General features: G+C 67.2%; 22 protein-coding genes and 1 tRNA gene. 9 read left to right on the plus strand and 14 right to left on the minus strand.

Features of this window, described 5'->3' with window-relative positions; translation table 11 throughout:
* Window positions 1-29: 29 nt before the first annotated feature.
* Entirely contained in the window at window positions 30-1,940 is a 1,911-nt protein-coding gene (locus tag KTR9_RS07510) for an ABC transporter ATP-binding protein (RefSeq protein ID WP_014925892.1), read from the minus strand.
* The gene (locus KTR9_RS07515) at window positions 1,933-3,696 is read right to left on the minus strand and encodes an ABC transporter ATP-binding protein (protein ID WP_010843493.1); all 1,764 of its coding nucleotides are present in this window, start codon (window positions 3,694-3,696) and stop codon (window positions 1,933-1,935) included. Before KTR9_RS07515 ends, KTR9_RS07510 begins: the two co-directional genes overlap by 8 nt.
* A gap of 1,274 nt (window positions 3,697-4,970) precedes the next feature.
* Between KTR9_RS07515 and KTR9_RS07520 the strand changes: the two genes are divergently transcribed.
* Window positions 4,971-5,594: a hypothetical protein gene (locus KTR9_RS07520; RefSeq protein ID WP_014925894.1), complete on the plus strand. Its 624-nt coding sequence runs from the start codon at window positions 4,971-4,973 to the stop codon at window positions 5,592-5,594.
* A gap of 57 nt (window positions 5,595-5,651) precedes the next feature.
* Here KTR9_RS07520 and KTR9_RS28125 read toward each other — a convergent pair whose 3' ends face one another.
* The 3 genes from KTR9_RS28125 to KTR9_RS07535 form a co-directional block, all read right to left on the minus strand.
* The gene (locus KTR9_RS28125) at window positions 5,652-5,780 is read right to left on the minus strand and encodes a hypothetical protein (RefSeq protein WP_269432767.1); all 129 of its coding nucleotides are present in this window, start codon (window positions 5,778-5,780) and stop codon (window positions 5,652-5,654) included.
* A 142-nt stretch (window positions 5,781-5,922) separates the two neighbouring features.
* On the minus strand, window positions 5,923-6,744 hold the full coding sequence (mscL, locus tag KTR9_RS07530) for a large conductance mechanosensitive channel protein MscL (protein WP_014925895.1): 822 nt from the start codon (window positions 6,742-6,744) through the stop codon (window positions 5,923-5,925).
* Window positions 6,745-6,921: 177 nt separating this feature from the next.
* Window positions 6,922-7,593: an SAF domain-containing protein gene (locus KTR9_RS07535; protein WP_014925896.1), complete on the minus strand. Its 672-nt coding sequence runs from the start codon at window positions 7,591-7,593 to the stop codon at window positions 6,922-6,924.
* Between the two features lie 226 nt (window positions 7,594-7,819).
* On the opposite strand from KTR9_RS07535, the gene nhaA reads away from it, so the two are divergent.
* Complete coding sequence (nhaA, locus tag KTR9_RS07540; RefSeq protein ID WP_044506175.1) at window positions 7,820-9,076, plus strand: Na+/H+ antiporter NhaA; 1,257 nt, start codon at window positions 7,820-7,822, stop codon at window positions 9,074-9,076.
* 40 nt (window positions 9,077-9,116) lie between these two features.
* On the opposite strand, the gene KTR9_RS07545 is transcribed toward nhaA, so the two are convergent.
* Window positions 9,117-10,664 carry an alanine/glycine:cation symporter family protein gene (locus tag KTR9_RS07545; RefSeq protein WP_044506177.1) on the minus strand — a complete coding sequence of 516 codons (1,548 nt, stop codon included), beginning with the start codon at window positions 10,662-10,664 and terminating at the stop codon, window positions 9,117-9,119.
* 242 nt (window positions 10,665-10,906) lie between these two features.
* On the opposite strand from KTR9_RS07545, the gene KTR9_RS26855 reads away from it, so the two are divergent.
* Window positions 10,907-11,233 (plus strand): FmdB family zinc ribbon protein, encoded by a 327-nt coding sequence (locus tag KTR9_RS26855; protein WP_193363233.1) that lies wholly within the window; start codon window positions 10,907-10,909, stop codon window positions 11,231-11,233.
* 78 nt (window positions 11,234-11,311) lie between these two features.
* On the opposite strand, the gene KTR9_RS07555 is transcribed toward KTR9_RS26855, so the two are convergent.
* Window positions 11,312-11,890 carry a 5-formyltetrahydrofolate cyclo-ligase gene (locus KTR9_RS07555; RefSeq protein WP_010843486.1) on the minus strand — a complete coding sequence of 193 codons (579 nt, stop codon included), beginning with the start codon at window positions 11,888-11,890 and terminating at the stop codon, window positions 11,312-11,314.
* 163 nt (window positions 11,891-12,053) lie between these two features.
* Between KTR9_RS07555 and KTR9_RS07560 the strand changes: the two genes are divergently transcribed.
* The 5 genes from KTR9_RS07560 (at window position 12,054) to sepX (ending at window position 17,375) form a co-directional block, all read left to right on the plus strand.
* Window positions 12,054-12,998, plus strand: coding sequence for a UTP--glucose-1-phosphate uridylyltransferase (locus KTR9_RS07560; protein ID WP_010843485.1), 945 nt, complete (start codon window positions 12,054-12,056; stop codon window positions 12,996-12,998).
* A gap of 159 nt (window positions 12,999-13,157) precedes the next feature.
* Window positions 13,158-14,462: a molybdotransferase-like divisome protein Glp gene (gene glp, locus KTR9_RS07565; protein WP_014925899.1), complete on the plus strand. Its 1,305-nt coding sequence runs from the start codon at window positions 13,158-13,160 to the stop codon at window positions 14,460-14,462.
* Between the two features lie 112 nt (window positions 14,463-14,574).
* On the plus strand, window positions 14,575-15,231 hold the full coding sequence (locus KTR9_RS07570; RefSeq protein ID WP_044506179.1) for a GNAT family N-acetyltransferase: 657 nt from the start codon (window positions 14,575-14,577) through the stop codon (window positions 15,229-15,231).
* Between the two features lie 72 nt (window positions 15,232-15,303).
* The gene (locus tag KTR9_RS07575; RefSeq protein WP_044506181.1) at window positions 15,304-15,972 is read left to right on the plus strand and encodes an SIMPL domain-containing protein; all 669 of its coding nucleotides are present in this window, start codon (window positions 15,304-15,306) and stop codon (window positions 15,970-15,972) included.
* Window positions 15,973-16,118: 146 nt separating this feature from the next.
* Complete coding sequence (gene sepX, locus KTR9_RS07580; protein WP_014925902.1) at window positions 16,119-17,375, plus strand: divisome protein SepX/GlpR; 1,257 nt, start codon at window positions 16,119-16,121, stop codon at window positions 17,373-17,375.
* Between the two features lie 93 nt (window positions 17,376-17,468).
* Here sepX and KTR9_RS07585 read toward each other — a convergent pair whose 3' ends face one another.
* Window positions 17,469-18,212, minus strand: a complete 744-nt coding sequence (locus KTR9_RS07585) for a hypothetical protein (RefSeq protein ID WP_014925903.1) — start codon at window positions 18,210-18,212, stop codon at window positions 17,469-17,471.
* Between the two features lie 86 nt (window positions 18,213-18,298).
* Here KTR9_RS07585 and KTR9_RS07590 point away from each other — a divergent pair.
* Window positions 18,299-18,371: transfer RNA gene (locus KTR9_RS07590), tRNA-Ala, on the plus strand.
* 14 nt (window positions 18,372-18,385) lie between these two features.
* Here KTR9_RS07590 and KTR9_RS07595 read toward each other — a convergent pair.
* Genes KTR9_RS07595 through KTR9_RS27705 form a run of 6 tightly spaced genes read right to left on the minus strand, consistent with a single transcriptional unit; the run spans window position 18,386 to window position 22,578 of the window.
* Entirely contained in the window at window positions 18,386-19,645 is a 1,260-nt protein-coding gene (locus KTR9_RS07595) for a tyrosine-type recombinase/integrase (RefSeq protein ID WP_014925904.1), read from the minus strand.
* A gap of 13 nt (window positions 19,646-19,658) precedes the next feature.
* A complete protein-coding gene (locus KTR9_RS07600) occupies window positions 19,659-19,886 on the minus strand; it encodes a DUF3263 domain-containing protein (RefSeq protein WP_014925905.1) in 228 nt (75 codons plus the stop codon).
* Entirely contained in the window at window positions 19,883-20,308 is a 426-nt protein-coding gene (locus KTR9_RS27700) for a hypothetical protein (protein ID WP_044506183.1), read from the minus strand. The genes KTR9_RS07600 and KTR9_RS27700 overlap by 4 nt, the downstream gene beginning before the upstream one ends.
* 50 nt (window positions 20,309-20,358) lie before the next feature.
* On the minus strand, window positions 20,359-20,895 hold the full coding sequence (locus KTR9_RS07610; RefSeq protein ID WP_014925907.1) for a hypothetical protein: 537 nt from the start codon (window positions 20,893-20,895) through the stop codon (window positions 20,359-20,361).
* A gap of 24 nt (window positions 20,896-20,919) precedes the next feature.
* Window positions 20,920-21,828: a hypothetical protein gene (locus KTR9_RS07615; RefSeq protein ID WP_148281159.1), complete on the minus strand. Its 909-nt coding sequence runs from the start codon at window positions 21,826-21,828 to the stop codon at window positions 20,920-20,922.
* 3 nt (window positions 21,829-21,831) lie between these two features.
* Window positions 21,832-22,578, minus strand: coding sequence for a helix-turn-helix domain-containing protein (locus tag KTR9_RS27705; protein ID WP_193363234.1), 747 nt, complete (start codon window positions 22,576-22,578; stop codon window positions 21,832-21,834).
* Window positions 22,579-22,777 lie beyond the last annotated feature (199 nt).

Below are 22,777 nucleotides of genomic sequence, written 5' to 3' on the forward strand. Positions count from 1 at the left end.
ATCCGACCCGCGCTGGCTCCTGCCTTCTGTCACGGGTTCGACCCCGTGTCCGGACCGTTCGGACTGCTGCCGTCCGCACCCTCGTCGTCCCGGGTCGCGTCACCCGGACCGCCGTCCGGCGCGAGTCCGCACCGCCGGGCATAGATCCCGCCCGCGGCGATCAGCTCCTGGTGGGTCCCTGCCTCGGCAATCACCCTATCGTCGAGCACCACGATCGTGTCGGCCAGCGCTGCGGTGGCCATGCGGTGGGTGATCAGCAAGGTGGTGGTCCCGGCGCGCAGCCGGTGCAGGGCGCGTTGGACGAGCAGTTCGGTACGAGGGTCGGCGGCACTCGTGGCCTCGTCGAGGATCAGGATCCTGGGCGACGCCGCGATCGCTCGCGCCACGGTGACCAGCTGTTTCTCGCCGGCACTGAGGTTCTCGGATTCCTGGCCGATGACGGTGTCGATGCCGTTCGGCAGCGCGGCGACGATCTGCGCCACGTGGCTGTCGTCGAGCGCGGTGTCCACCGCCTGGCCGTCGTCGATGCCGAAAGCGATGTTCTCGCGGACGGTACCGGTGAACAGCCAGGGCTCCTGGGTGACGACGGCCATGTCGGCTCGTACCTGTTGCGGCCCGAGTTCGGCGAGGTCGACGCCGTCGATGGTGATAGATCCGTGGCTGGGTATGTAGAACGCCTGCAGGAGGTTGGTGAGGGTGGTCTTGCCCGACCCGGTGGTCCCGACCACGGCGGTGGTCGTGCCGGGTGCCATCCGGAAGCTCACCGAGTCGAGGACGGGGTTGTCCTCCTCGTAGGCGAAACCCACGTCGTCGAAGACGACTTCGGGTGGGAGTTGATGGCGCCCGGACGAGGTGGGCACGGGCACGCCGGTGTCCACACCGGCGTCTTCGGGGGCCTCGAGCACCTCGCGGACCTTGCTCGCCGACACCGTTCCGGACTGCACCTTGGTGACGAAGCCGGCGAGTTCGCGGACCGCGCTCGTCAGCTGCTGCGCGAACACCACCACGACCTGGGCCGCGCCCAGACTCAGGTGCCGGTCGACCACCATGATTCCGCCGAGGACCGCGAGCACCAGGAACACCAGGGCGTTAACCGCGGTCAGCACCGACGGCAACGAACCGCCGATCCACTGGGCAGAACGGATGGAGGAGAAGAGTCGGCCGTTCAGGTCGTCGAACCGGCGTGCCGCGGTCGCTTCGGCGTTGTACGCCTGCAGCATGCGGCGCGCGCTGAGCTCCTCTTCGATGTGACCCGTCAACGCGGCCGTGGTCGTCCACCGGGCCTCGAGGTGCGGCCGGGCCCGGCGGGCGAGCAGGACCGCGGCCAGCGCCGACACCGGTGCCGCGACGAGGGCGACGCAGGCCAGAACAGGTGAGATGACGAACAGCACGGCGGTGACGACGACGAGCGTCAGGGCGTTCGTCGGGACGGTCACCAGCACCGGCGCGATCACGGTTGCCGCGTTGTCGGTGTGGGCGGTCAGTTTGCTGACCAGCGAGCCGCGTTTGGTGTTCTCGAAATAGCGCAGCGGTAGTCGGTGGATCTTGTCCTCGATGCGCGCGCGGAGTCCGGCCACCGACCGCTGCACGGCGACGGTCAGCAGCTGGCCCTGGGCGAGACCGAAGGCCGCCGCGGCCACGAAGACCCCGACCTGGACGGCCAGCAGGGTCCAGAGCAGTCCCCAGTTCATCGTCGCGTCGCCGACGGTGCCATCGACGATGACGTTGGTGATCGCCCCGAACAGGATCGGCGCGACCACACCCGCGACGGCAGCCAGGATGGCGAAGAGGGAGATGGCAGCACCACGACCCCTGCTCAGGTCGAGCTGCCGGATGATCCAGCGCAGCGACCCGTCCCGGCCGGCGGGCTTCTGCGCACCGGTGCGCGTCCGACCCCTGGCGGGTGCGACGGCCCGTGCCTGCGACCGCTGGTCAAGCATTGGTCACCGCCTGTGCGTAGGCGATCTCGCGATAGATCTCACTCCGCTCCCGCAACAGGGCGTCGTTGCCGATGTCGACGATCCGTCCGGCGTCGAGGACGGCGATGACGTCCGCGCGCCGCACCGACGACACCCGCTGAGCGGCGAGCAGGACCGTCGCGGCCGGATCGGCCCTGCGCAGGCGGTCGATGATCGTGGCCTCGGTGTCGACGTCGAGGGCGCTGAAGGGGTCGTCGAGGACGTACAGCGACGGGCGGCGGAGCACCGCGCGGGCCAGCGCGAGTCGCTGGCGCTGACCGCCGGAGAAGTTGCGGCCCTCTTGAGCCACGGTGGCCTCGAGAGCACCGGGGCGCGTCGAGACGAAGTCGGCGGCCGCGGCAACCTCGAGGGCGGACCACAGTTCCGCGTCGGTCGCGTCGGGGCGCGCGATCCGCAGGTTGTCCGCGATCGTCCCGGTGATGAGCTCGGCGCCCTGCCCCACGAAGGCGCTGCGTGCCCGAACCCATGCGGGCGCAAGGCCGGTCACGTCGTCGTCACCCCAGCGGAGGAATCCCGACGTCGGGTCGGCGAACCGCAGGGGGAGGGACAGCAGCGTCGACTTGCCGCTGCCGGTTCCGCCGAGGATTCCGGTGACCGTGCCGGGTGCGCAGAAGAGGGACACCTGGTCGACGGTGGGGGCCTCGGCACCCGGGTAGGAGACGGACACCGCGTCGAAGACGATCGCGGGCGGCGTCGACGCCCCGCCGGTCTCGGGGTCGCCGGGGTCGAGGGATTCGGTGTCGAGCACCTCGGTGATGCGTCCCGCGCTGGTCACGGCGCGCGGGATGACCCCGGCGATCATGGTCAGCAACGACACCGCCAGCAGGATCTGCGCGAGGTAGCCGACGGTTGCCGTGATCTGGCCGATCTGCATCTGCCCGCGGTCGACGAAGACCGCACCCAATGCGGTCACCGCGACCACGGCAAGGTTCGACACGACGGTGACCGTGGGGAGCATCAGGACCTGCAGACGACCCAGACGCAGGGCCACGTGGGTGAGTTCGTCGTTCTCCACCGCGAACCGGTCCCGCTCGCGGTCCTCGCGCCGGAAGGTCCGGATGATCGCGATCCCGCGCAACTGCTCACGCAGCACCCTGTTCACGACGTCCAGGCGACGCTGCAGCTGGGCCGCCCACGGCACCAGGCGCCGGACGAGGACGGCGACCAGCACGACCAGCACCGCCCCCGCGACCACGAGCACCGGAGCCATGCGCCACCCCTGCGCCAGCGACAGCACCAGGGCGCCGAACAGCATCAGCGGTGCGGTGACCACGACGGTGAGACTGATGAAGACGAACCCCTGGATCTGACCGACGTCTCCGGTGGAACGCGTCAGCAGGCTCGACAGGCCGATGGAGTGGACCTGCGGGTCGCTGAAGGCACTGATCCGGCTGTGCAGGCGGACGCGGAGGTCGCGCGCGGAGGTCGCCGAGATGTGGGACGCGAGGAAAGTGGCGCCGATCGACACCACCAGGTTGACGACGGCCACCACGACCATGAGGATGCCGACGCGTTTGATCGTCGCCACGTCGCCGCGCAGGATCCCGTCGTCGATGATCGCGGCGTTGAGTGCCGGCTGGGCGAGTGTGGTGAACACCGACGCGAGCTGGAAGACGAGGAAGCCGACACAGGCCCAGCGGGTTGTCCGGAGGGCGTCGAACAGGAGCGCGAGCAACGCGCGTACCTCATCCTTGCTCAGTGAGCGGGTGACGGGCATCTGGTGAGGCTACTCCGGGTCGTGGTGACGCTGGCGTACCGCGCGAAGGGGGATTGCGCCCCGACGTCCGGCTTCGGGGGACGCGGTCGTGAGTGTTCCGAAGTCTACATGCGACCGTTTCGCCCGGGACCGCACCGGATTTCCCGGTGGCCGATTCCTCCGCTGATCGTCAATGGTGAATGAAGAACACTTAAATGCGTCGACTCATCCGCGAGATCGGGACCGACAAAAACCGCCCCGGGCCGGAGCTCGGGGCGGTTCGTCTCGGATCGAGATCTACACGGGAGCTTCTTCGGAACCCGATTCGATCGAACCCGTGACCAATTCGACGATTGCGTCGGTGATTGCGCCCTGGATGATGTCGGCCATGTGATCTCCTTCGTCGATGATGGACTGCCGGACGTGGGCGTCGATCGCATGCGAACGACGATCACGACGCAGACAATACGATATTCGATAATGCGGCGGTCAACAGGACGTAGATTTTCCGTGAACACACAATGGAGAATTCGTTGACCATGTGTGCGTCAGGAGTCACAGCACGACGATGCAAGGCGGCCCCCGCGGATAGACCGCGGGGGCCGCCTTGTCGGCTTGCCACTAGGACGTGGCGGGAGCCGCGTCCTCTTCCAGCGAGCCGCTGAAGACGTCCTTGAAAAGCTCGTTGAGGTTGATCTCGATCCCGGTGGCCATCTGGGTTCTCCTTGGAATGTGCTGGTGTGGAGGTGGGTGACGAGTAGCGACTAGGTCAGTCGATCTCGACAGGTTCGCCGTAGTTGTCGTCGGAGCCGCTGAACAGCGCCGCGATTGCTTCTTCGATGCTGCCGCCGTAAATCTCGCCCATCATGTTCTCCTAGGTGTTGATCGGTGTCCGGAAACTATCGGCCGGAAGAAAGTCTGCGCATGTCACGCTCGGAAGCGATCGATGGCGGTGAGAATCGCTGTGTGCGTCTTATTCCGCAGCGTACGAGCCGAAGCCGTCGTCGCCATCGGAATCGGTGACGATTTCCTCGAGGTACAGGCGAATCCACGAAATGCTGATCGCGTCGGACATGCGAATCTCCTAATGGGTGTCGACGATCTCATTGTCTAGCACGGTCGTTCCGTCGCGAAGACGGCAACGCAGCTGACGATACCGGACAATTCCCGGGCTGTCCTGACCAGAGTCGGTTGAATTCTGTGTGAACTCATTCCGTCCGCATATCCGGGGCCGGGCCCGCGAAACGACACCCGGCGGTTGGCCGTCGGCATCGGAAATGTGCTGGTATGAACCGGTGACGCAACGCCTGGAAGCTGCCGGCACGACGACTCGGCAGCTCGTCGAATCCGACCGGGAGGCAGCCCTCGACCTGCTCGAGGACGGTCTGCGTGAGGTGCCGGTCTACCGGTGGCTCATCGGCGACGATGCCCCGCCGGAGGCCTACCGCTGGTACGGGGAGATCCTCTTCATCGAGTACCTCCACGGGCTGCACGGGGTGTTCGACTCCGACGGTGACCTGATCGCGCTGATCGCCGTGTCGGCCACCGACGATGAGGCCGGGCGGATCGACGACGATCTCAAGGAACGCACCAAGCGTCAGGTGAAGGCGATCGACGGCTTCATCAACCGCTTCACCGAATTGCAGCGGAAGTCCGAGGACGCGCAGGTGGCCGAGAATCCGATCCGGGTGATCTTCGCGCTCGTCCGGCCCGATCATCGCCGAGGCGGCACCCTCGCCGGGCTGGTCGATCCGGTCATCGAGCGCGGTCGGCGGGAACGGTTGCCGGTGACGGCGAGCACGAGCGATCCGCAGCTGTCGGAACTGTACGCGCGCAAGTGGAATGCGTTGGTGCGCGCGCAGTTCACCCTGACCGGCGGGCCGACGGTGTGGGTCCAGCGCGTCGATCCGCCTGCCTGAGCGAGAACGAGCCGAGCCCCTGCCGCGGGGTGCGACAGGGGCTCGTGGTCGGGCGGGTCAGCTACCGAAGAACCACGGGAACGTCTTGGGGCGGGCCTGCGGGCGCGCCTGATTGCGCTGCTGCGGGCGCGCCTGACGCCGGTTCTGGGACTGCGGCCGGCGGTTCTGCGCGGGTTTGTTGGGCATTCGTTCATCCTGTTCTCGTTCGGTCGCACCGGTCAGGGAGCCGGTGCGGTCGCACGTTCCGGCGACGAATCCCAAAGTAGGGAGCCAACCTTCGGGTTCGAATGGTTCCGGCTGTCAGCTTCCTGGGAGCCCGCGCCCGCTGTCAGCGCGAGTGGCGGCCCGGCGCATCCGGGCCCTCACCCGGGAAGTCGCCCGGGTACTGCTCACCGGGGTAGCCCGTGCTGGGGCCGGGGGGCGGGTAGTTGCCGGCACCGGGATAGTTCCCGGGCGGCGGATAGCTACCGGGCGCGGGCTGCGGTGTGGGATACGGCTGTCCGGACGGGCCTCCCGGCGGCGGTCCCTGCGGAGGGCGATTCTGGGGGGGAGCGGACTGGGGCGGAGCGGATTGCGGGGGATTCGGGCGCGAGGGCGGACCCTGGGGTGACGGGGGAGTCGAGATGCGTTGTGTGGTACCGGCTCCGGCAGGTGCCTCGTACGGCGCGAAGGAACCCGATGGCGGACCGTAGGAGTCGCCGACCGGTCCGGCCGGATCGGTGAGATGCGCAGGCAGGTCACTCTCGGCCTCCGCCTTGGCTTTCGAGGTGCCCTCGGGGTCGAGTAGATCGCGGATCTCCGAGAGCAGCGCGATCTCGGTGACCTCCGCTTTCTTGCCGAAGCCGCCCAGCTCGGCGAGCTTGTTGTACGGCAGGATGATGATGAAATACACCACTGCGGCGATGATCAGGAAGTTGATCACGGCCGTGATGACGCTGCCGAGGTCGACGAATGTCGATGGGTTGTCCGTGATCTGGAATCCGAGTCCCTGCGCGGCGTCGGAGCCGACGGGGATCGAGTTGATGATCGGCTGGACGATGCCGTCGGTGAAGGCGGTGACGATCGCGGTGAACGCCGCGCCGATGATGACCGCTGTTGCCAGCTCGACGACATTGCCCTTGAGTATGAAGTCCCTGAATCCCTTGAGCACGGTGTGCGGCCTCTTTTCGGTGATGTCCTGCTCTTGTCCGGCGATTCTGTGCACGATCGGAGCAAATCCGACATGCGCTGTGCGAGCTCGTACTACCCTATCCACGATCGTGAAGGAACCGATCCATTTGAGTTGATTCGCGCGGCTGTGTCGTCACGCCGCGATCGGCGTGTGCGCTCAGTGCAGGACGACCGCGAGCGACGTGTCGAGCCCGGCCGCCGCGACCCGGTGAGCAGATGCGACGTCCATGGCGAGCAGCACCGGGGCGGCTGTCGTGCGGCTGGGGGCGAGGCCGCCCGACGGCGAATCGGCGCCGTGGAGGGCGACCACCGCCCGCCGCGCCAGTACTTCTGCCTCCTCGGTCAACACATCCACCACATCGCCGGGACGGAGCAGCGACGTCACCGCGTCGTCCGACAGCCGGATCGGCACGAGGCGGGCATCGCGCATCCCGGTCAGGTCGGCAGGCAGATGCGAGGAGAGCAACCGCGTGTCGGTCAGCATCTCGCCGGCGCGGACACGTCCGGTCACCGTCCGCCCGACCGCCGGCGCCGCATCGGTCAGGACCCCGTCGGGGACGCTCGTGCCCGCGACCCTCCGCGGTTGCACGTCACCGGACTCGACGACCTGACCGGGCAACAGGTCGTGAGCGGCGACGAGGACCTCGACATCGCCGTCGGTGCGGGTGCCGGCAACCCCGACCACGACCGCGGCGACGACCAGGGCCGCCGCGGCGACGCGACGGACCAGGAGGTTGCGGGTCCAGCCCGGTCGCAGTGCGGACCCCAGCCGGTCGCGAAGGCGGGGGGCCAGCGAGGCACGGGATGGATGCGTCGACGCGGGAGGCATGGGGCGACGGTAGGTCCGTGCCCGGTGGTCGTCGGCTCTCGGTGCGGGGCTGTGGACAACCGCCGGGTTCGGTGGCTCTCCTGGGGATGCGTTCGCCGCCGGCAGCGGCGCGGCGGGCCGGGGTGTTGCGTGGGAGAATCGGTGGCGGTGTGCCGGGAAGTCTGGTCGGCCGTTGCCCGGTGCGGGCGGCGTCGAGATGATCTGTCTGTCCGACCAGAGGAGCAGGATGACCGACGAGACACCAGGTGGCGGCATCAGCCGGGCGACCCGCGCGCGGCGCTGGGCCGCGCTCGACACGACCAGCGGGGCATTGCTTCTCGTGGCCGCTACGGTCGCCGTCGTTTGGGCCAACTCCCCGTGGCGGGAGACCTACGACGCCCTGTTACACGTCGAGGTGGGACCCGAGTCGCTCCACCTGCACCTCTCGCTGGCGCACTGGGCGTCGGACGGATTGCTGGCGATCTTCTTCTTCGTCGTCGGAGTCGAACTGAAACACGAGTTCGTCGCCGGGAGCCTCCGGGACCTGAAACTCGCCGGCGTGCCGATCGCGGCGGCGGTGGGCGGGATGGTCATCCCCGCGCTCTGCTACGTCGTCGTGGTCGCGATCGGCGACCCCGAGGGGTTGCGCGGCTGGGCGATCCCGACCGCCACCGACATCGCCTTCGCCCTGGCGGTTCTCGCGATCTTCGGCCGCGGCCTGCCACTTGCTCTCCGGACGTTCTTGCTGACGCTTGCCGTCGTCGACGATCTCCTCGGCATCATCGTCATCGCGACCTTCTACACCGATGAGATCGACTTCGTCATGCTGGCGGCCGCCCTTGCCGCGGTGGCCCTCTTCGCCGTGCTGGTGCGGCAGGCGTGGCGGTGGTGGCCGGTTCTCATCCCGGTCGCCGTCGTCGCGTGGGCCCTGATGCACGCCTCCGGGGTGCACGCGACCGTTGCCGGCGTGCTGCTCGGCTTCGTCGTGCCGGCCGTCGCGATCCGCGGCGAGGAGCAACCGCGCACCGAGCGGCTCGATGACGCGGTCCGCCCGTACTCGGCCGCGCTCGCCCTGCCGGTGTTCGCGTTCGCCGCCGCAGGGGTGACCGTCGTCGGCAGCGAGGGGTCGATCGTGCAGCCGGTGTCGATCGGCATCGTCGTCGGTCTTGTCGTCGGCAAGCTCGTGGGTGTTCTCGGTTCGACGTGGCTGATGACGACGTTCACGCCGCTTCGGTTGCCCGACTCGATCGGCATCCGAGACCTGCTGCCGGTGGGTCTGCTGACGGGCGTCGGGTTCACGGTCGCGTTGCTCATCGCCGAACTGAGCTTCGAGGCCGGCTCCGACGATCACGCCGCCGCGGCCAAGGCGGCCATCCTCGTCGGCTCCGTGGTCTCGGCGATACTGGCCGCGATCCTGCTCCGGTGGGACGCCCGCCAGGCCCGTGATCCGGACATGAACCGCGACAACATCCCCGACATCGACAAGGACGTCATCGGGGGATGACCCCACAGGTCCTGGCCTGGGGCCGGGGAAGGCCGTGCTGTCACTTCGACAGCGGCGCGGCCTCCCTGGTCTCGTCGGCCCGACCGTAGGACTCCCAGAACGTCGCTCCGACGATGCCGAGGGCGACCGGGTCGAAGATGGGATCCTTGCCCTCCTTCTTCTGCTTCTCGTAATCGCGCAGGGCCTTGAACGCGGGCTGTTGCAGGATCAGGATGCCGACGATGTTCAGCCAGGCCATGAGGCCGACACCGATGTCGCCGAGTGTCCACGCCTCGCTCGCGGTGGAGACGCAGCCGATCGCCACCGACACCAGGATGAGCGCCTGCAGCAGCATCGTCAGATTCGCGCCGAGAGTGCTGCGCAGCGGGGCGATGTAGATCGTGGAGGCCTTGCCCATCAGGAAGCGCAGGTTGGTCTCGGCCATGTAGTAGTACGCGATGATGGTCGTGAGGCAGAAGAAGGCGAGAGACACCGCGACGAAAGTCGAACCGGCACCGGTCCACATGCTGTCGAAGCCGATCTGGACGAAGGTCGGCCCCACGTCGGTGCCGGCGGGGAGCAGGCCTCCCTCGGCGATCACCGCGCCGTCGGCGCTCTCGCCCTCGAACACCCGGTACGCGCCGGTCGAGATGATGAGGAAGCCGGTGGCCGAGCAGACGAACAGCGTGTCGATGTAGACGGCGAAGGCCTGCACGAAGCCCTGCTTGGCGGGATGTGAGACCTCGGCGGCCGCGGCGGCGTGCGGTCCGGTGCCCTGACCGGCCTCGTTGGAATAGATGCCGCGCTTGACGCCCCACATCACGGCAGCGCCGACCACCGAACCGAACACGGAATCGACACCGAAGGCACTCGCGAAGATCAAGCGGAGAACGTCGGGGATCTGCGACGCGTTGGTGAAGACGACCACGAGCGCGAACAGGATGTAGAGAACGGCCATGAACGGGACGACGATCGTCGCGAAGGTCGCGATGCGCTTGACCCCGCCGATGATGACGAATGCGAGCACGATGACCACGCCGACCGCGACGGCCCAGTCCGCGACGCCCCATGCCTGGCTCATCGCGATCGCCATGGAGTTCGACTGGACGCTCGGCAGGAGCAGGCCGCAGGCGAGGACGGTCACCGCGGCGAACACCAGTCCGTAGACCTTGAAGAACGGCGCTGCCTTCGTGTGGGCGAGCGCTTTGCTGAAGTAGTAGGCCGGGCCACCGCGGTACTCGTCGGTGAGCGGGTCTCGGGTCTTGTAGATCTGGCCGAGCGTGCACTCGACGAACGAGGTCGACGCCCCGAGGAAGGCCATCGCCCACATCCAGAACAATGCGCCCGGTCCGCCGAAGGCGATCGCTGTCGCGACGCCGGCGATGTTCCCGGTACCCACCCGGCCGGCAAGCGAGATCATCAGCGCCTGGAAGGACGAGACGCCGTCGGGTGAACTCTGGCCGTGGCGCATGACCCGGATCATCTCGGGCACGTGCCGGATCTGCAGGAACCTCGATCGGATGGAGAAGTACACCCCCACACCGAGGCACAGGTACACCAGCGGATTGCTCCAGATGATGCTGTTGAGGTCGTTCAGAAAGTCGGTCATGTAGGGCTCCAGCGATGGTGGGTGCTGCTGTTCGGGCAGCACGTCGCGGACATTGTGCGGTGAACCGTTTGAACCGTTTGCTTCGGCTAGGCAAACACTTTGCACGACGCCACGCGGAGGTGCGCGACAAGCCGGGAATCCGGACGACAGAAATCAGGCGGGAGCCTCGCTTAGCACTCGGAATGAGTGAGTGCCAAAGTCGGTTACACTGGTCAGCGTTTACTGACTTTTCGGAGGTTTCGGTGCCCACCTACTCGTATGCCTGCACGGAGTGCGACAACAAGTTCGACATCGTCCAGTCCTTCTCCGACGACTCGTTGACCGAGTGCCCGCAGTGCGCGGGTCGACTGCGCAAGCTGTTCAACTCGGTCGGCATCGTGTTCAAGGGAAGCGGCTTCTACCGCACGGACTCGCGTCCGGGATCGTCGTCGGACACCTCGACGTCGTCGTCCTCGTCGGACAGCTCGTCGTCGAGTTCCTCGTCGGACAGCTCGTCGAGCAGCACGAAATCGGACACGTCGAGCTCGTCGTCGACCAAGAGCGAGACCAAGGCGGCGACGCCCGCCTGAGGGCGCCGCACCAACATCGGCAAGCAGAACCCGGGCCGGGTCGCCACGACACCGCCCGGGTTCTGCTGTACCCGTCGATCAACCGAGCCGGCGGAATCCGTCTCCGGGTGTGAGCGTCCAGCCGACCGGCACGTCGTGGTCGCCGGACGGCAGTGAGTCGACGACCTCGTCGTCGTAGACCACACCGACGAGGTCGGCCGAGAGCCCGTGGAGGGTGCGGTCGTAGTACCCGGCGCCACGTCCGAGCCGCACCCCGCTCTTGTCGATGGCGAGCGCAGGTACGAGGATCACCGACGCCGCGCGGATCGCGGTCACGCCGACCCGGTCGGTCGACGGTTCGAGAAGCCCCCAGCGCCCGGAGGTCAGCGAGTCCGGTCCCGTGTAGGGGGCCCAGTCCAACGGTGCGGGACCGCCCTCGGGAACCACCGGGACGAGCACCGAGACGCCGCGGTCGACGAGTGCGTCGAGCATCGAATTCGAGCCGGGTTCGTTGCCCACCGGGACATGGGCGGCAACCGTGACGTCGTACTCCAGACGAAACGGACAGGCATACATCCACTCGGCGAGTGCCGCCGCGGACCGGTCTCGCTCGGCCTCGGAGCGGCGCGAGCGTCGCTCTTCGATCTCTTGTCGCAGTTGCTGTTTCAGCGTTGGCAAGACCCGACCGTCCTTCGCGTCGTCTCGACACCGGTGTCGTGTGCGCCCCGGCGGTGACAGCCGGGACGCCCGCACTGTATCCGACCGTCGGATCACGTGCGATGAGGTCCCGGTCACCGCCGTCTGTCCGGCCGACAATCGGCTCCTGTCCTAGGGTGGATTCATGAGTGCGACGGATAAATCTGGTTTCAGTGAGTACGACGGTGTACCCAACACTCCGCCGATCCCGCGTACCGCGGTCGTTCCGGCAGCCGGGTTGGGCACGAGGTTCCTGCCGGCGACCAAGACGGTTCCCAAAGAGCTGTTGCCGGTCGTCGACACCCCCGGCATCGAGCTCGTCGCCGAAGAGGCCAAGGCGGCCGGCGCCGACCGTCTGCTCATCGTGACCTCGCCGGGCAAGGACGGTGTGGTCGCCCACTTCGTCGAGGACCTCGTCCTGGAGAACACGCTCGCCACGCGCGGCAAGGAGTCGATGCTCGCGAAGGTGCGCAAGGCGCCGAACCTGCTCGAAGTCGCCTCGGTCGTGCAGGAGAAGCCGCTCGGCCTGGGACACGCGGTGGGTTGCGTCGAGAGCTATCTCGACGACGACGAGGACGCGATCGCGGTCCTGCTGCCCGACGACCTGGTGCTCCCCGGCGGCGTCCTCGAGGTCATGGCCCGCACACGTCAGCGCCGGGGTGGGTCGGTGCTGTGTGCCATCGAGGTCCCCGAGGAGCGGATCAGCGCCTACGGCGTCTTCGACGTCGAGCCGCTGCCCGATGCCAACAACCCCAACGTCATGCGCCTCAAGGGCATGGTCGAGAAGCCTGAACCCGAGGACGCGCCGTCGAACCTCGCCGCTGCGGGCCGCTACATCCTGGACCGCAAGATCTTCGACGCGCTGCGGCGTATCGAACCCGGGGCCGGCGGTGAACTCCAGCTCACCGACGCCATCGCGCTTCTCATCGAGGAGGGCGAGCCGGTTCACGTCGTCGTCCACCACGGCACCCGGCACGATCTCGGCAACCCCGGCGGTTACCTGAAGGCTGCGGTCGACTTCGCGCTCGATCGCGACGATTACGGTCCCGATCTGCGCGAGTGGCTCGAGAAGCGCCTCGCCGACAGCTGAGTCCGCGCCGCGATCGAGGAGTGCATCCGCGCGCCTCGCACGCCTAGCCGGGACTGCTCGATAACGTTTCCGACGTGTTGTATCGAGTGCACGACGTGCCGACGGCTGTCGTCCGCGCGCTCCGGTGTGCTGACCGGTTGAGACGGGAAGAGCGGTGAGATGCGGTCTGTCGAGGATCATCTGACGCTGGTGACCGCGGCGGCAGTGGCGCCGCGACCGGTGCGCGTCGCGATCTCCGAGGCGCAGGGCCTGATGTGCGCCGAAGAGGTCGTCACCGAGCACCCGATGCCCGGATTCGATCAGGCGGCGATCGACGGCTACGCGGTGCGTGCGGTCGACGTGGGACTGGCGGGGGTGCTCGCTCCCGAGGACCTCGAGGATTTCGACGCCAACGGCGCGGAGCTGGTCGACCTCGAAGCCGGCAAGCCGATGATCGTGTCGCTCCCGGTGGTCGGGGAGGTCGGCCCGGGCTCCCGTACGCCGACGCGACTGCAGCCTCGTCAGGCGGTGCGCGTCGAGACCGGGGCCCCGATGCCGACGCTCGCCGATGCGGTGGTTCCGCTGCGCTGGACCGACGGGGGCGATCAGAAGGTCAAGATCGGACACGGCGTGGAGAGTGGCAACTATGTCCGGCGGGTCGGCGACGACGTGCAGCCGGGCGACGTCGCGGTCCGCGCCGGATCGATCATCGGCCCGGCCCAGGTCGGGCTCCTCGCCGCCGTCGGCCAGGCGCGGGTGATGGTCCACCCCCGGCCTCGGTTGTCGGTCATCTCGGTGGGCAGCGAGCTCGTCGACATCGACCGCACACCCGGACCCGGCCAGATCTACGACGTCAACAGTTATGCACTGGCCGCGGCCGCGCGCGACGCGGGCGCCGACGTCAACCGCGTCGGCATCGCCGAGCGCGATGCGTCGCGGATGCGGGAAGTCGTGGAAGCGCAGCTCATCCGCTCCGAGATCGTGGTGATCTGCGGTGCCGTCGGGGGCAGTGCGTCGACCGCCGTCGCCGACGCACTCGCCGATCTCGGCGACCTCGAGATCGTGCGGGTGGCGATGCATCCCGGATCGGTCCAGGGTTTCGGCCGCCTGGGACGCGACGAGGTTCCGACGTTCCTTCTCCCCGCCAATCCGGTGAGCGCACTGGTGACCTTCGAGGTGATGGTCCGCCCGCTCATCCGGATCGCGCTGGGCAAGCGGCAACCGATGCGGCGGATCATCAAGGCGCGCACCATCGGACCGATCGCGTCGGTCCGCGGTCGCAAGGGTTATCTGCGGGGGCAGCTGATGCGCGACGAACGGTCGGGCGACTACTTGGTGCAGGTGCTCGGGGCGTCACCGACCGGGTCGTCGCACCTGCTCGCCGAACTGGCCGAGGCCAACTGTCTGATCATGGTCGACCCCGATGTCGAGGAGATGGGGACCGGCGACGAGGTGGAGGTTGCCTTCCTCGCGCAACGCGGGTGAGGCCGGACGTCGTGTGCGCTCACTCCCCGCTGGTTGAGTCGAGTCGAAGCCACCCGGCACGAGATGCAGGTCTCATGTCGGCGCCGGTGTGACAGCGCATAAACTTCTCCTCGTGTTCAGGTGGTTGAGCGGCAATCAGGGAAGCCCGGGCTGGCCGGCAACTCTCGGGCCGCTGCGCACCCGAACCGGCATGGTCACCCTGCGGCCCGTGAAGATGCGCGACGCCAAGACGTGGAGTGAGTTGCGGATCCGCAACCAGAACGCGCTGCTGCCGTGGGAACCGACCGGCGTGGGGAGCTGGGCCGAACGCCATCAGCCGGGGTCATGGCCGCCGCTGTTCGCGGTGCTGAAGTCCGAGGCGAAGCGTGGGGCGCTGCTGCCGTTCGTCATCGAACTCGACGGCCGCTACGTCGGACAGCTGACCGTGGGGAACATCCAGCGCGGCGCGGTGCGCACCGCATGGATCGGCTATTGGGTCGACTCGGACTTCGCCGGCAACGGCATCGCGACCGCCGCGGTGGCCCTCGGGGTCGACCACTGCTTCGGTGCCGTCGGCCTGCATCGGCTCGACGCGACGGTACAGCCGGCCAATGAGGCGTCGCAGAAGGTGTTGACCAACATCGGATTCCGGCAAGAGGGCCTGTTGCTCCGCTACATGGACGTCAACAAGCGTTGGCGTGACCACATGCTGTTCGCGCTCACGGCCGAGGAAGTGGCCGGCAGCGCGGCCGAGGCGCTGGTCCGGGCCGGCCGCGCGTCGTTCCAGTGACGATCCGGCGATCTGCCCGCGCTGGTCGGTCAGTAGACCGGAGCCGACACGTCGGCGCCTAGGCTCTCGTCCATGACCGAGCACATCGACGACCTGGAGATCGTGGTCCGCGGCCAAGCTCGCGGGCGCTACCGGCCCGAGCGCGGGATCATCCATCTCGTGGTCCGAGTGGCGGGTGCGGACAAACCGGCCGTCTACACGCGGGCGGTCGAGGTCCACGCCGACCTGACGAGGGCGCTCACCGACCACGAGTCGGCCGGCGGGGTTGCCCGCTGGTCCGCCGATTCGGTACGGGTGTACTCATACCGTCCGTACTCCGAGACCGGTGAGCGGCGAGAACCGGTATACAACACCCGTATCCGGATCGAAGCCGAGTTCGTCGACTTCGAGAAACTGTCGGAGTTCATCGATGTCTGGGCGTCGGTCGACGCCGTCGAGATCGGCGACATCGACTGGGATTTGCGCGACGAGACCCGGCGTGACCGCGAGCGAGAGTTGCGACGTGCCGCCGTCGACGACGCGATCCTCAAGGCGCAGGCCTATTCCGACGCGGTAGGGCGGGGGCCGGTCACCCCGGTGCTCCTCTCCGATCCGGACATGGCCTCGAGGGTGCCGCCGTCACCGCGGCGGGCCATGCCGATGGCGGTTGCCGCGGGTCCGACGCCGTCGCCGTCGCTCGAACTGCGGACCGACGACATCGAGATCGCCGTCGCGGTGGACGCCCGTTTTCGAGCGCACTGACCGCGTCGGCGCCGGTGTTGCTGAGAGGCGCGTGTGAAACAGAGCCGATTCGCTCCCGCTCCGGCGCGTCTACCCGGGGGTGACGTTCCGCCGCCCTAGATTGTGAACTGGCCTCGTGTGACCAGAGTGAATGAAGGGAGAGTCGCATGCCCAACTCAGTATTGTGGGTCTGTCTCGTCGCGGTTTGGCTCTTCGTGCTGGTCCCGATGGTCATCAAAGGGCGTCCGCAGATCCTGAAGTCGACCGACGCGGCGCGCAAGACACGACTGCTGCATCGCGGTGGGTCGCGGGCCACGACCGCATCGGGGAGCCGACGCCGGTCGTCCGCGCGACACCCACATGACCCGTCGTGGAAGTCCTCGCGCCGCAGCGCCACCGCGACCCTCGAGAAGGACGCCGACGTCGAGAACGAGGACGACGCGGACGAGTCCAAGTCCACGACCCGAGTGCGTCGGTCCGGCAGTGCGAAGGTCGAAAAGCCGACGGTCGAAGCCGTGGACACCGACACCGACACCGTTGACGCAGCGGTCGAGGTCGCCGACGACGAATCGGTGAACGGCGACGCCTCCGTGGATGCCGACGGGGACATCGACGCCGCGGCCGACGGGGACATCGCCGACGATGAGGCGGACAGCATCTCGGCCGCCGACGAGCACGACGACGCGGACGAGTTCGTGGACGTCGAGGATGCCGAGTACGAGGACGCCGACGACAGCGAAGACGAGGACGCCGCCGAGTACGACGATTCCGAGGAGGCCGAGTACGAGGACGACTCGGACGACTCCGAATACGAGGACGCGACAGACGAACTCGACGAAGACGAGTACGACGACTACGCCCGTGGCTCGCGGCACACCGAGGCGCCGTCGGTCGACGAGGACGATGCCGACGAGACCGAGCTCGACGAGATCGAGGACAGCCGCCCGGCGGCACGTTCGTCGAGCGGCCGGCGTTCCGGGCGCAGCATCTACTCGTCGGAGACGGAGCGCGCGCTCAAGTATCGGGAACGTCAGCGGGTCACGCTGGGGTTGTTCGTTCTGGTGCTGCTGGCGATCGCGGCAGGTTTCGTCGTGGGAACGCCCGGCTGGGTGGCCACCGGCGTGCTCGGCCTGCTCCTGGTGGGCTACCTCGCCTACCTGCGTCGTGCGGTGAAGACCGAGCAGCAGATCCGGGCCCAGCGCCTGGCCCGCGCCAAGCGGTCGGCGCGTGCCGAGGAGGAACGGCGACGACGCGCAGCCTCGGTCCCGGAGTTCGCCGCCGCACCGCCCCCTCCGCGACTTCGGCGACCCGGTGGCGCAACGGTTCTCGAGATCGACGACGAGGATCCGGTGTTCGACCACATCCCGCCGTTCCAGCGTCGTCGCATGGACCGCGAAGACCTGCAGTACCGCCGCGTCGGCTGATCAGCGCAGACGCACTCCGCAACAACCTCGTTCAGCAGTAGGTGTCGCTCACCGATACCTACTGCTGAACTGTTGCTGGGCCGAGGGTTCGGGTTAGGTGGTCAGCGCCGGCTTGCCGTGCGAATCCAGCCACGCCTGACCGGCTTTCGCCGCCTTCGACAGCGCGAATCGTTCACCGAGATAGGTCGCCGGAGCGCCGATGACGGGGATGTAGGCGAGCATGCGGAACAGCGCCATCGGCTGCGGGCGCTTCTCGAATTCGTCGTCGACCGCGCGGAGCAACTTCGCCGCATCCCAGATCGCCGCGAACAGCGACCTCTCGCGTTCCTTGGGTTCGGACGGCAGGGACTTCCCGGACCCGGCGGTGACGTCCGGGTTCGTGAGGTCGCGCTTGCACAGCACCGACGCGAGCAGCTGGACCTGTCGCTTGCGGTCGGTGACCTCGTACTCGCGGGCGATCGCGACCAGCACCATGGCCTGATTGGCGAAGCCGAGATACGGGGTGATCGGCAACCGTTTCGCCCACACCCCGAAGACCCCCGGGAACGCCACGGCACCGGTGTTCAGGGTGCCGATACGCGTCACCCACCAGCTCGCGCGCTTGTGCATCGACCGCTCGGACCAGCCCTTGGTGCCGGGCCATTCCGCGACGTCGAGCACCTTCGCCGCGGCGTGCTGGGCTTGCTGCAGGCGCGACTCGGGATGGTCGTCGTCGTGGAAGGTGTGGCCCTTCAGCCCGAGCGGATCCCGCTCGGCGAGGGCATCGAGGACGGGGTTGATCACCCCCACCACGTTGTCGAGAACTCCGGCCAACTGCTGATCAGACATCTTGGGCACGCGTCCAGCCTAGTGGTGGACCGGCCGTTTGGGATTCGACGACCCCGGGCTGATAAAGTGGCTCGCGGTTGGTCGCGAGACCTCCCGGGGCTATGGCGCAGTTGGTAGCGCGACTCGTTCGCATCGAGTAGGTCTGGGGTTCGATTCCCCATAGCTCCACAGAAAACAGCAGTTCAGACGGCCTCACCCGCAACCCGGGTGGGGCCGCTTTTTTCGTTGCCCACCGAAAACCCACCGGAAACCGGCGCGAGGCGATCGAGGACGTGCCGCACATCGCCGGTCACCCTCTTTCGCTGCACGTAGTGCCGGCGCGTGATCTCCGGCGATGTGTGCCCGAGCTGCTCGGCCGCAGCTTCCATACCGACCTCGTCAGCGAGGATCGTCGCCACAGTCTTGCGGAACGTCTTCGGCGTCACCCACTCGAACATGTCCGCGGGACCGTCCGGGCGGCCGTCCTGGTCGACGACGATCGTGCGGCGCGCATCACGGAACTGGCGCCGGGTGTTCGCGGTAGTGCGTGGGCCGCCGTCGCGCGAGGGGAACACCAGCCCGAGCTCGTTCGACGGGAGATTCCGTTCGCGCTGACGCTCGAGCGCGGAGACCATGAAGTCCGGCAGGATCAGCCAATGCTGGCTCGTCGCCGTCTTCGGCCGTGGCTGGTACTCGCCGCGCTTGTTGATCGCTCCAGCGAGGTACACCATCGCCGGGGCGAGATCAGTGGCCCACTGGACGTGCTTCCACTGGAACGCCAGGACCTCACTGATGCGGCCGCCCGACCCGATGAGGCAGTCGGCGAGATCGGGGAAGTCGACGCCGCGCTTCGGGCCGAACTGGTTGGTGCCGGACCACGTCGCGATCCGGATCCGCAGCTGCTGTAGCTCATCGACGCTCAGCGCGCGCGCTTCGGCCGGCGTCGAGGACCGGCGGGTGGTGTCGACCATCGGGTTGCGCTCGATCGCGTCGTGCTGCGCCGCGAGGGTCAGCATTCCCGAGAGCACGGTTCGGCACTGCCGAGACCGCGAGTCGGTCGGTACGGCGCGGATGAACGCGTCGAGCACGCCGACGGAGGCCTCGCAGACTCGTATGTCACCGAGCCCGGGCACGATGTGCAGAGCGATGAGCTCGCGGTCGTTGTCGAGTGTGCCGGCGGCGTAGTCGCCCGACTCGACCCGCTTGGCGAGCCAGAGCGCGGCCAGTTCCGAGATGCGGGTGGCCCGGGTGATGTCGACGACCGAGCCGCCGGGGCGCCGCCGCTGGGCGAGCGCGTCGAGGAGCGCGCGCTCAGCCCTGGCGCCTGAGGTGCCGAAGCGCTCCACGGTGCGTGTCTTGCCGTCGTGGTCGCGGTAGCGGGCGCGGGCCCGCCACCGGCCCGGCGCTATCTGGGTGCGGCCGATCTTGCCCCAGGTGCCGAGGGGGAGTGGTGGGCGCGCCATCAGGCTGGTCGATTCATGGTCGGGATCTCCGTTGGGCTCGGGTGGATCGGATGCGGCGCAGGCGATTCACGAGCTGTGGTGCATACGCTAGCGCTTCTGGGTCGTCGAGCAGGGTGTTCACGCGCTGATGGAACCGGGTGACGGTCATGTCGAACTGTGCCCGGATGGCGTCGGCCTGGTTGCCGCTGTGATGCCAGCGGAGGCCAGCGAAGTCGAGGATTCTCCGGTCGTCGTCGGTCACGCGACGCCCCGCTCGCGTAACTGGGCGTCGATCCAGTCGCGCTCCCGGTCGGTGAGCGACTGCACCAGCGCGACGAGCATCGGGACGTCCACCCACAGCTCCTCGGCAACCTCCTCGGTGCGCCGAGTCCACACCAGCGCGTCGATGAGCCGCTCGAGTGCGATCAGCCGGCGTGCGGCTATCCGCTCTACCCGCAGCTCCTCCCGTGCCCGTAGGACGCGGTCGGTAGGGAAGACGCGACGCTCATCGTGGACGAGCTCGTGCGCGATAGTGCACCGGCGCTCGTCGCCCAACATGTGCCGGTTCACCTCGATCGTGTCGCCGGTGATCCGGCCCCTCACACCGGCGGGCAGATTGTCGACGAACTCGATCGCGAGATGGCGTCGGCGGCGAGCGTCTCGCCATGGGTGGTAGGTCGTCATGCGTTAGGACGGTAGGTATGACCACCGACAAGAAACGCTCTGACCAGGAATTACACCGATGTCGTTCGGGGCAAACGCCGAATCTGGCCGAACGCTGACTGAACCCGTTTAATGCACATGAGCACGACCAGGACCAGGTGCAGCCCGAGCGTAGCGAGTATGCCGCCCCACACGTAGTTCACCGCGCCGTCTTTGGCGAACGCGGCGGCGATCATGGCCGTGACGGTTGTCGCGACTCCGATCACGACCGCGTAGTTCACGTTCGAGAACAGTTGGTCAACGAGTCGGATGAGTCTGCCCGTCGGCGACACCCGTTGATCCACATCGAGCTGCATGCGTAGTTGGAAGACGTAGATGACGAGAGCGAAGAGGAGCGCGGTGAAAATCGCGACGCCGCTGATATAGGCGCCGATCTCGTTCATTACGAGGCCCTTGGCGCCCATCGTCGCGGACACGATAAGTCCAGTCACCGCGGGGGCCCCGAGTGCGATCATGTAGTCCGTCTTGTGCGGTTCGCCTGTGGCGTCGTTTACGAACGTCCGGTAATGCGCGCGGATCGTCGGCAGGACACTGAACTTGCTATCCACAGCAGGTCACCACCTTCCGGACACCTACGAGGACACCCACTCTACGTCGTAGTGAGCGAAGATATCGGCCGCCTCCGACATCGCCCGCTTCTTCACCTTCTCCGCGGATAGCGGAGATTCCCCGCTCTTCGTGAGGACGAGCCGTAAGGTCGGGGTCTTCTCGTCGTCGATCTCGAACGTCTTCTCCTGGTCGCCGTCACCGAGGGTGATGTCGATCTCGTCAACCACGTCGCTCTCATCGAAGGCAAGAAACTTGTTTCGGTTGATCTTGTTCTCCATCAGGCGATCTCGCAGACGTCTGGGAAAGTACTTCTCCCGGCCGCCCGGCTCGATCACGTGTTTCAGCGTGCCCAGCACCTCGTCCTGACCATCGGTCGCAATGTCCGATTTGTGCTTGCGGATCGTCCCCGTAACCTTCATCAGGTCGGCACGTTTCAGCCACGCGTCAGACTGAACCACGGTGTCACGCTTCATCCGGTGATCGTGGAACACGCCATCGAACCACTCGTTGAAGGTCTCGACGAGATGTGACATCCCCCCGAAGCCACCGGAACGTTCGGTGAAGGCGAGTGCGCTGGTACCACTCCTGGGTACTAGCAACACGCCGTGTGTGATAACCGTCGTCGCGTCCGTTCGCCTGAAGGTCCCTCTACTGGCGCCGGAACCGACGTCCGTGATCTCTCCGTCTTCGCCAAACCTGCCGGACCGGAAAGTGACCGTGAGCGCTCGGTCATCCCGATCGACGTTTGTCACGACTGCATACGTCTCGTTGCGGTTTCGGACGAGACTGCTCGACTTCGCCAAGTTCGCGTGGGCTTCGAACACGTCGATGAGGTCTCGCCCGTCGGGGAGGAGGGGGAGGTCCTGGACCATCGAGGGCTTTCGGAACTCGTGAAACCACAGTCTGCTGATCGTCATTGTCCGCTTCGGCACGACTTAGTTCTCCTCGTCCGGAGCCACCTGCGACTCCTCACCCAGTTGCGCATCGCGGTCGCGAAGCTGCTCGCCCTTCGTCTTGCCCCGGCCGCGACGTGCAGCGACTGAGAGATCTTCAACCTCTTCCGAGACGTTGGATGTTGAGTCCGCAGAAAGCGGGTCGGTGTCGTAAGAGGCAGGCAACGTGTTGTCGCTGGATTGATCGGATTCGGCCGCGAGACCCAGTCGAGTGTTCGTCACGCGTTTGCCGGCGTCACGAATCTTGTCCGGCAGGCTCCCCCCGCCGCGGTTCTTCTCGCGCGACTTGGCTTCGCCCGTCGGTCGCGTGGCCGTGGTCGGCGGAGTGCCGTCGCCGATGAGCTCGCTGAGCTTGGGACGCTGAGCTGCGATGCGGGCATAATGCTCCTGGCGCAGCTCTTCGATGAGGTCGTCGAGGGCATCCCAGTATTCGGCGCCGAGGTCTCGGATCCGTTGGGCGACTTCGACGACTTCGGCTCGCAGTTCGTTGCGGTATCCGGCGTCAACAAGCGCGGCGTCGAGCACGTGGGCGTAGGTGTTCCGGGTGAGCTCTGCGACTGACTCGAGCTTGTCGCGTGAGGGCAGTTGCCGGACGCCCCGCTTCTTCCAGGAGTTGAGGGTTTGCGGGCTGACGCCCATGCGTCGGGCGAACTCGGCATCGGTAACTCCGTACTCGTCGAGGTGGGCCTGAATCAGGCTCCACAGTGCTGGCGTTTTCACATCGCCCACGGTTTCCTCCACAAGTCGATCGAGCAATCCCCCCGTGCACTGAACCGGACACCTCGATTTCGACGAATGTGCCGATTGCGCGTACACCACAAATCCCTTCCCATGGTGCCGCATATCCGCAGCTAGCGGAAATACATCGATGTAAGTTCTTGACAGGGGTACACCATAGGTGAGCTAATTATCCGCAGTCACTTGACAC

This window comes from Gordonia sp. KTR9 (assembly GCF_000143885.2).
GTDB lineage: Bacteria > Actinomycetota > Actinomycetes > Mycobacteriales > Mycobacteriaceae > Gordonia.

Coding starts and splice junctions, on each gene's coding strand:
- KTR9_RS07510 (WP_014925892.1), bottom strand. CDS start 1,940: ATGCTTGACCAGCGGTCGCAGGCACGGGCCGTCGCACCCGCCAGGGGT.
- KTR9_RS07515 (WP_010843493.1), bottom strand. CDS start 3,696: ATGCCCGTCACCCGCTCACTGAGCAAGGATGAGGTACGCGCGTTGCTC.
- KTR9_RS28125 (WP_269432767.1), bottom strand. CDS start 5,780: ATGCCCAACAAACCCGCGCAGAACCGCCGGCCGCAGTCCCAGAACCGG.
- KTR9_RS07535 (WP_014925896.1), bottom strand. CDS start 7,593: ATGCCTCCCGCGTCGACGCATCCATCCCGTGCCTCGCTGGCCCCCCGC.
- nhaA (WP_044506175.1), top strand. CDS start 7,820: ATGACCGACGAGACACCAGGTGGCGGCATCAGCCGGGCGACCCGCGCG.
- KTR9_RS07545 (WP_044506177.1), bottom strand. CDS start 10,664: ATGACCGACTTTCTGAACGACCTCAACAGCATCATCTGGAGCAATCCG.
- KTR9_RS07560 (WP_010843485.1), top strand. CDS start 12,054: ATGAGTGCGACGGATAAATCTGGTTTCAGTGAGTACGACGGTGTACCC.
- glp (WP_014925899.1), top strand. CDS start 13,158: ATGCGGTCTGTCGAGGATCATCTGACGCTGGTGACCGCGGCGGCAGTG.
- KTR9_RS07575 (WP_044506181.1), top strand. CDS start 15,304: ATGACCGAGCACATCGACGACCTGGAGATCGTGGTCCGCGGCCAAGCT.
- sepX (WP_014925902.1), top strand. CDS start 16,119: ATGCCCAACTCAGTATTGTGGGTCTGTCTCGTCGCGGTTTGGCTCTTC.
- KTR9_RS07595 (WP_014925904.1), bottom strand. CDS start 19,645: ATGGCGCGCCCACCACTCCCCCTCGGCACCTGGGGCAAGATCGGCCGC.
- KTR9_RS27700 (WP_044506183.1), bottom strand. CDS start 20,308: ATGACGACCTACCACCCATGGCGAGACGCTCGCCGCCGACGCCATCTC.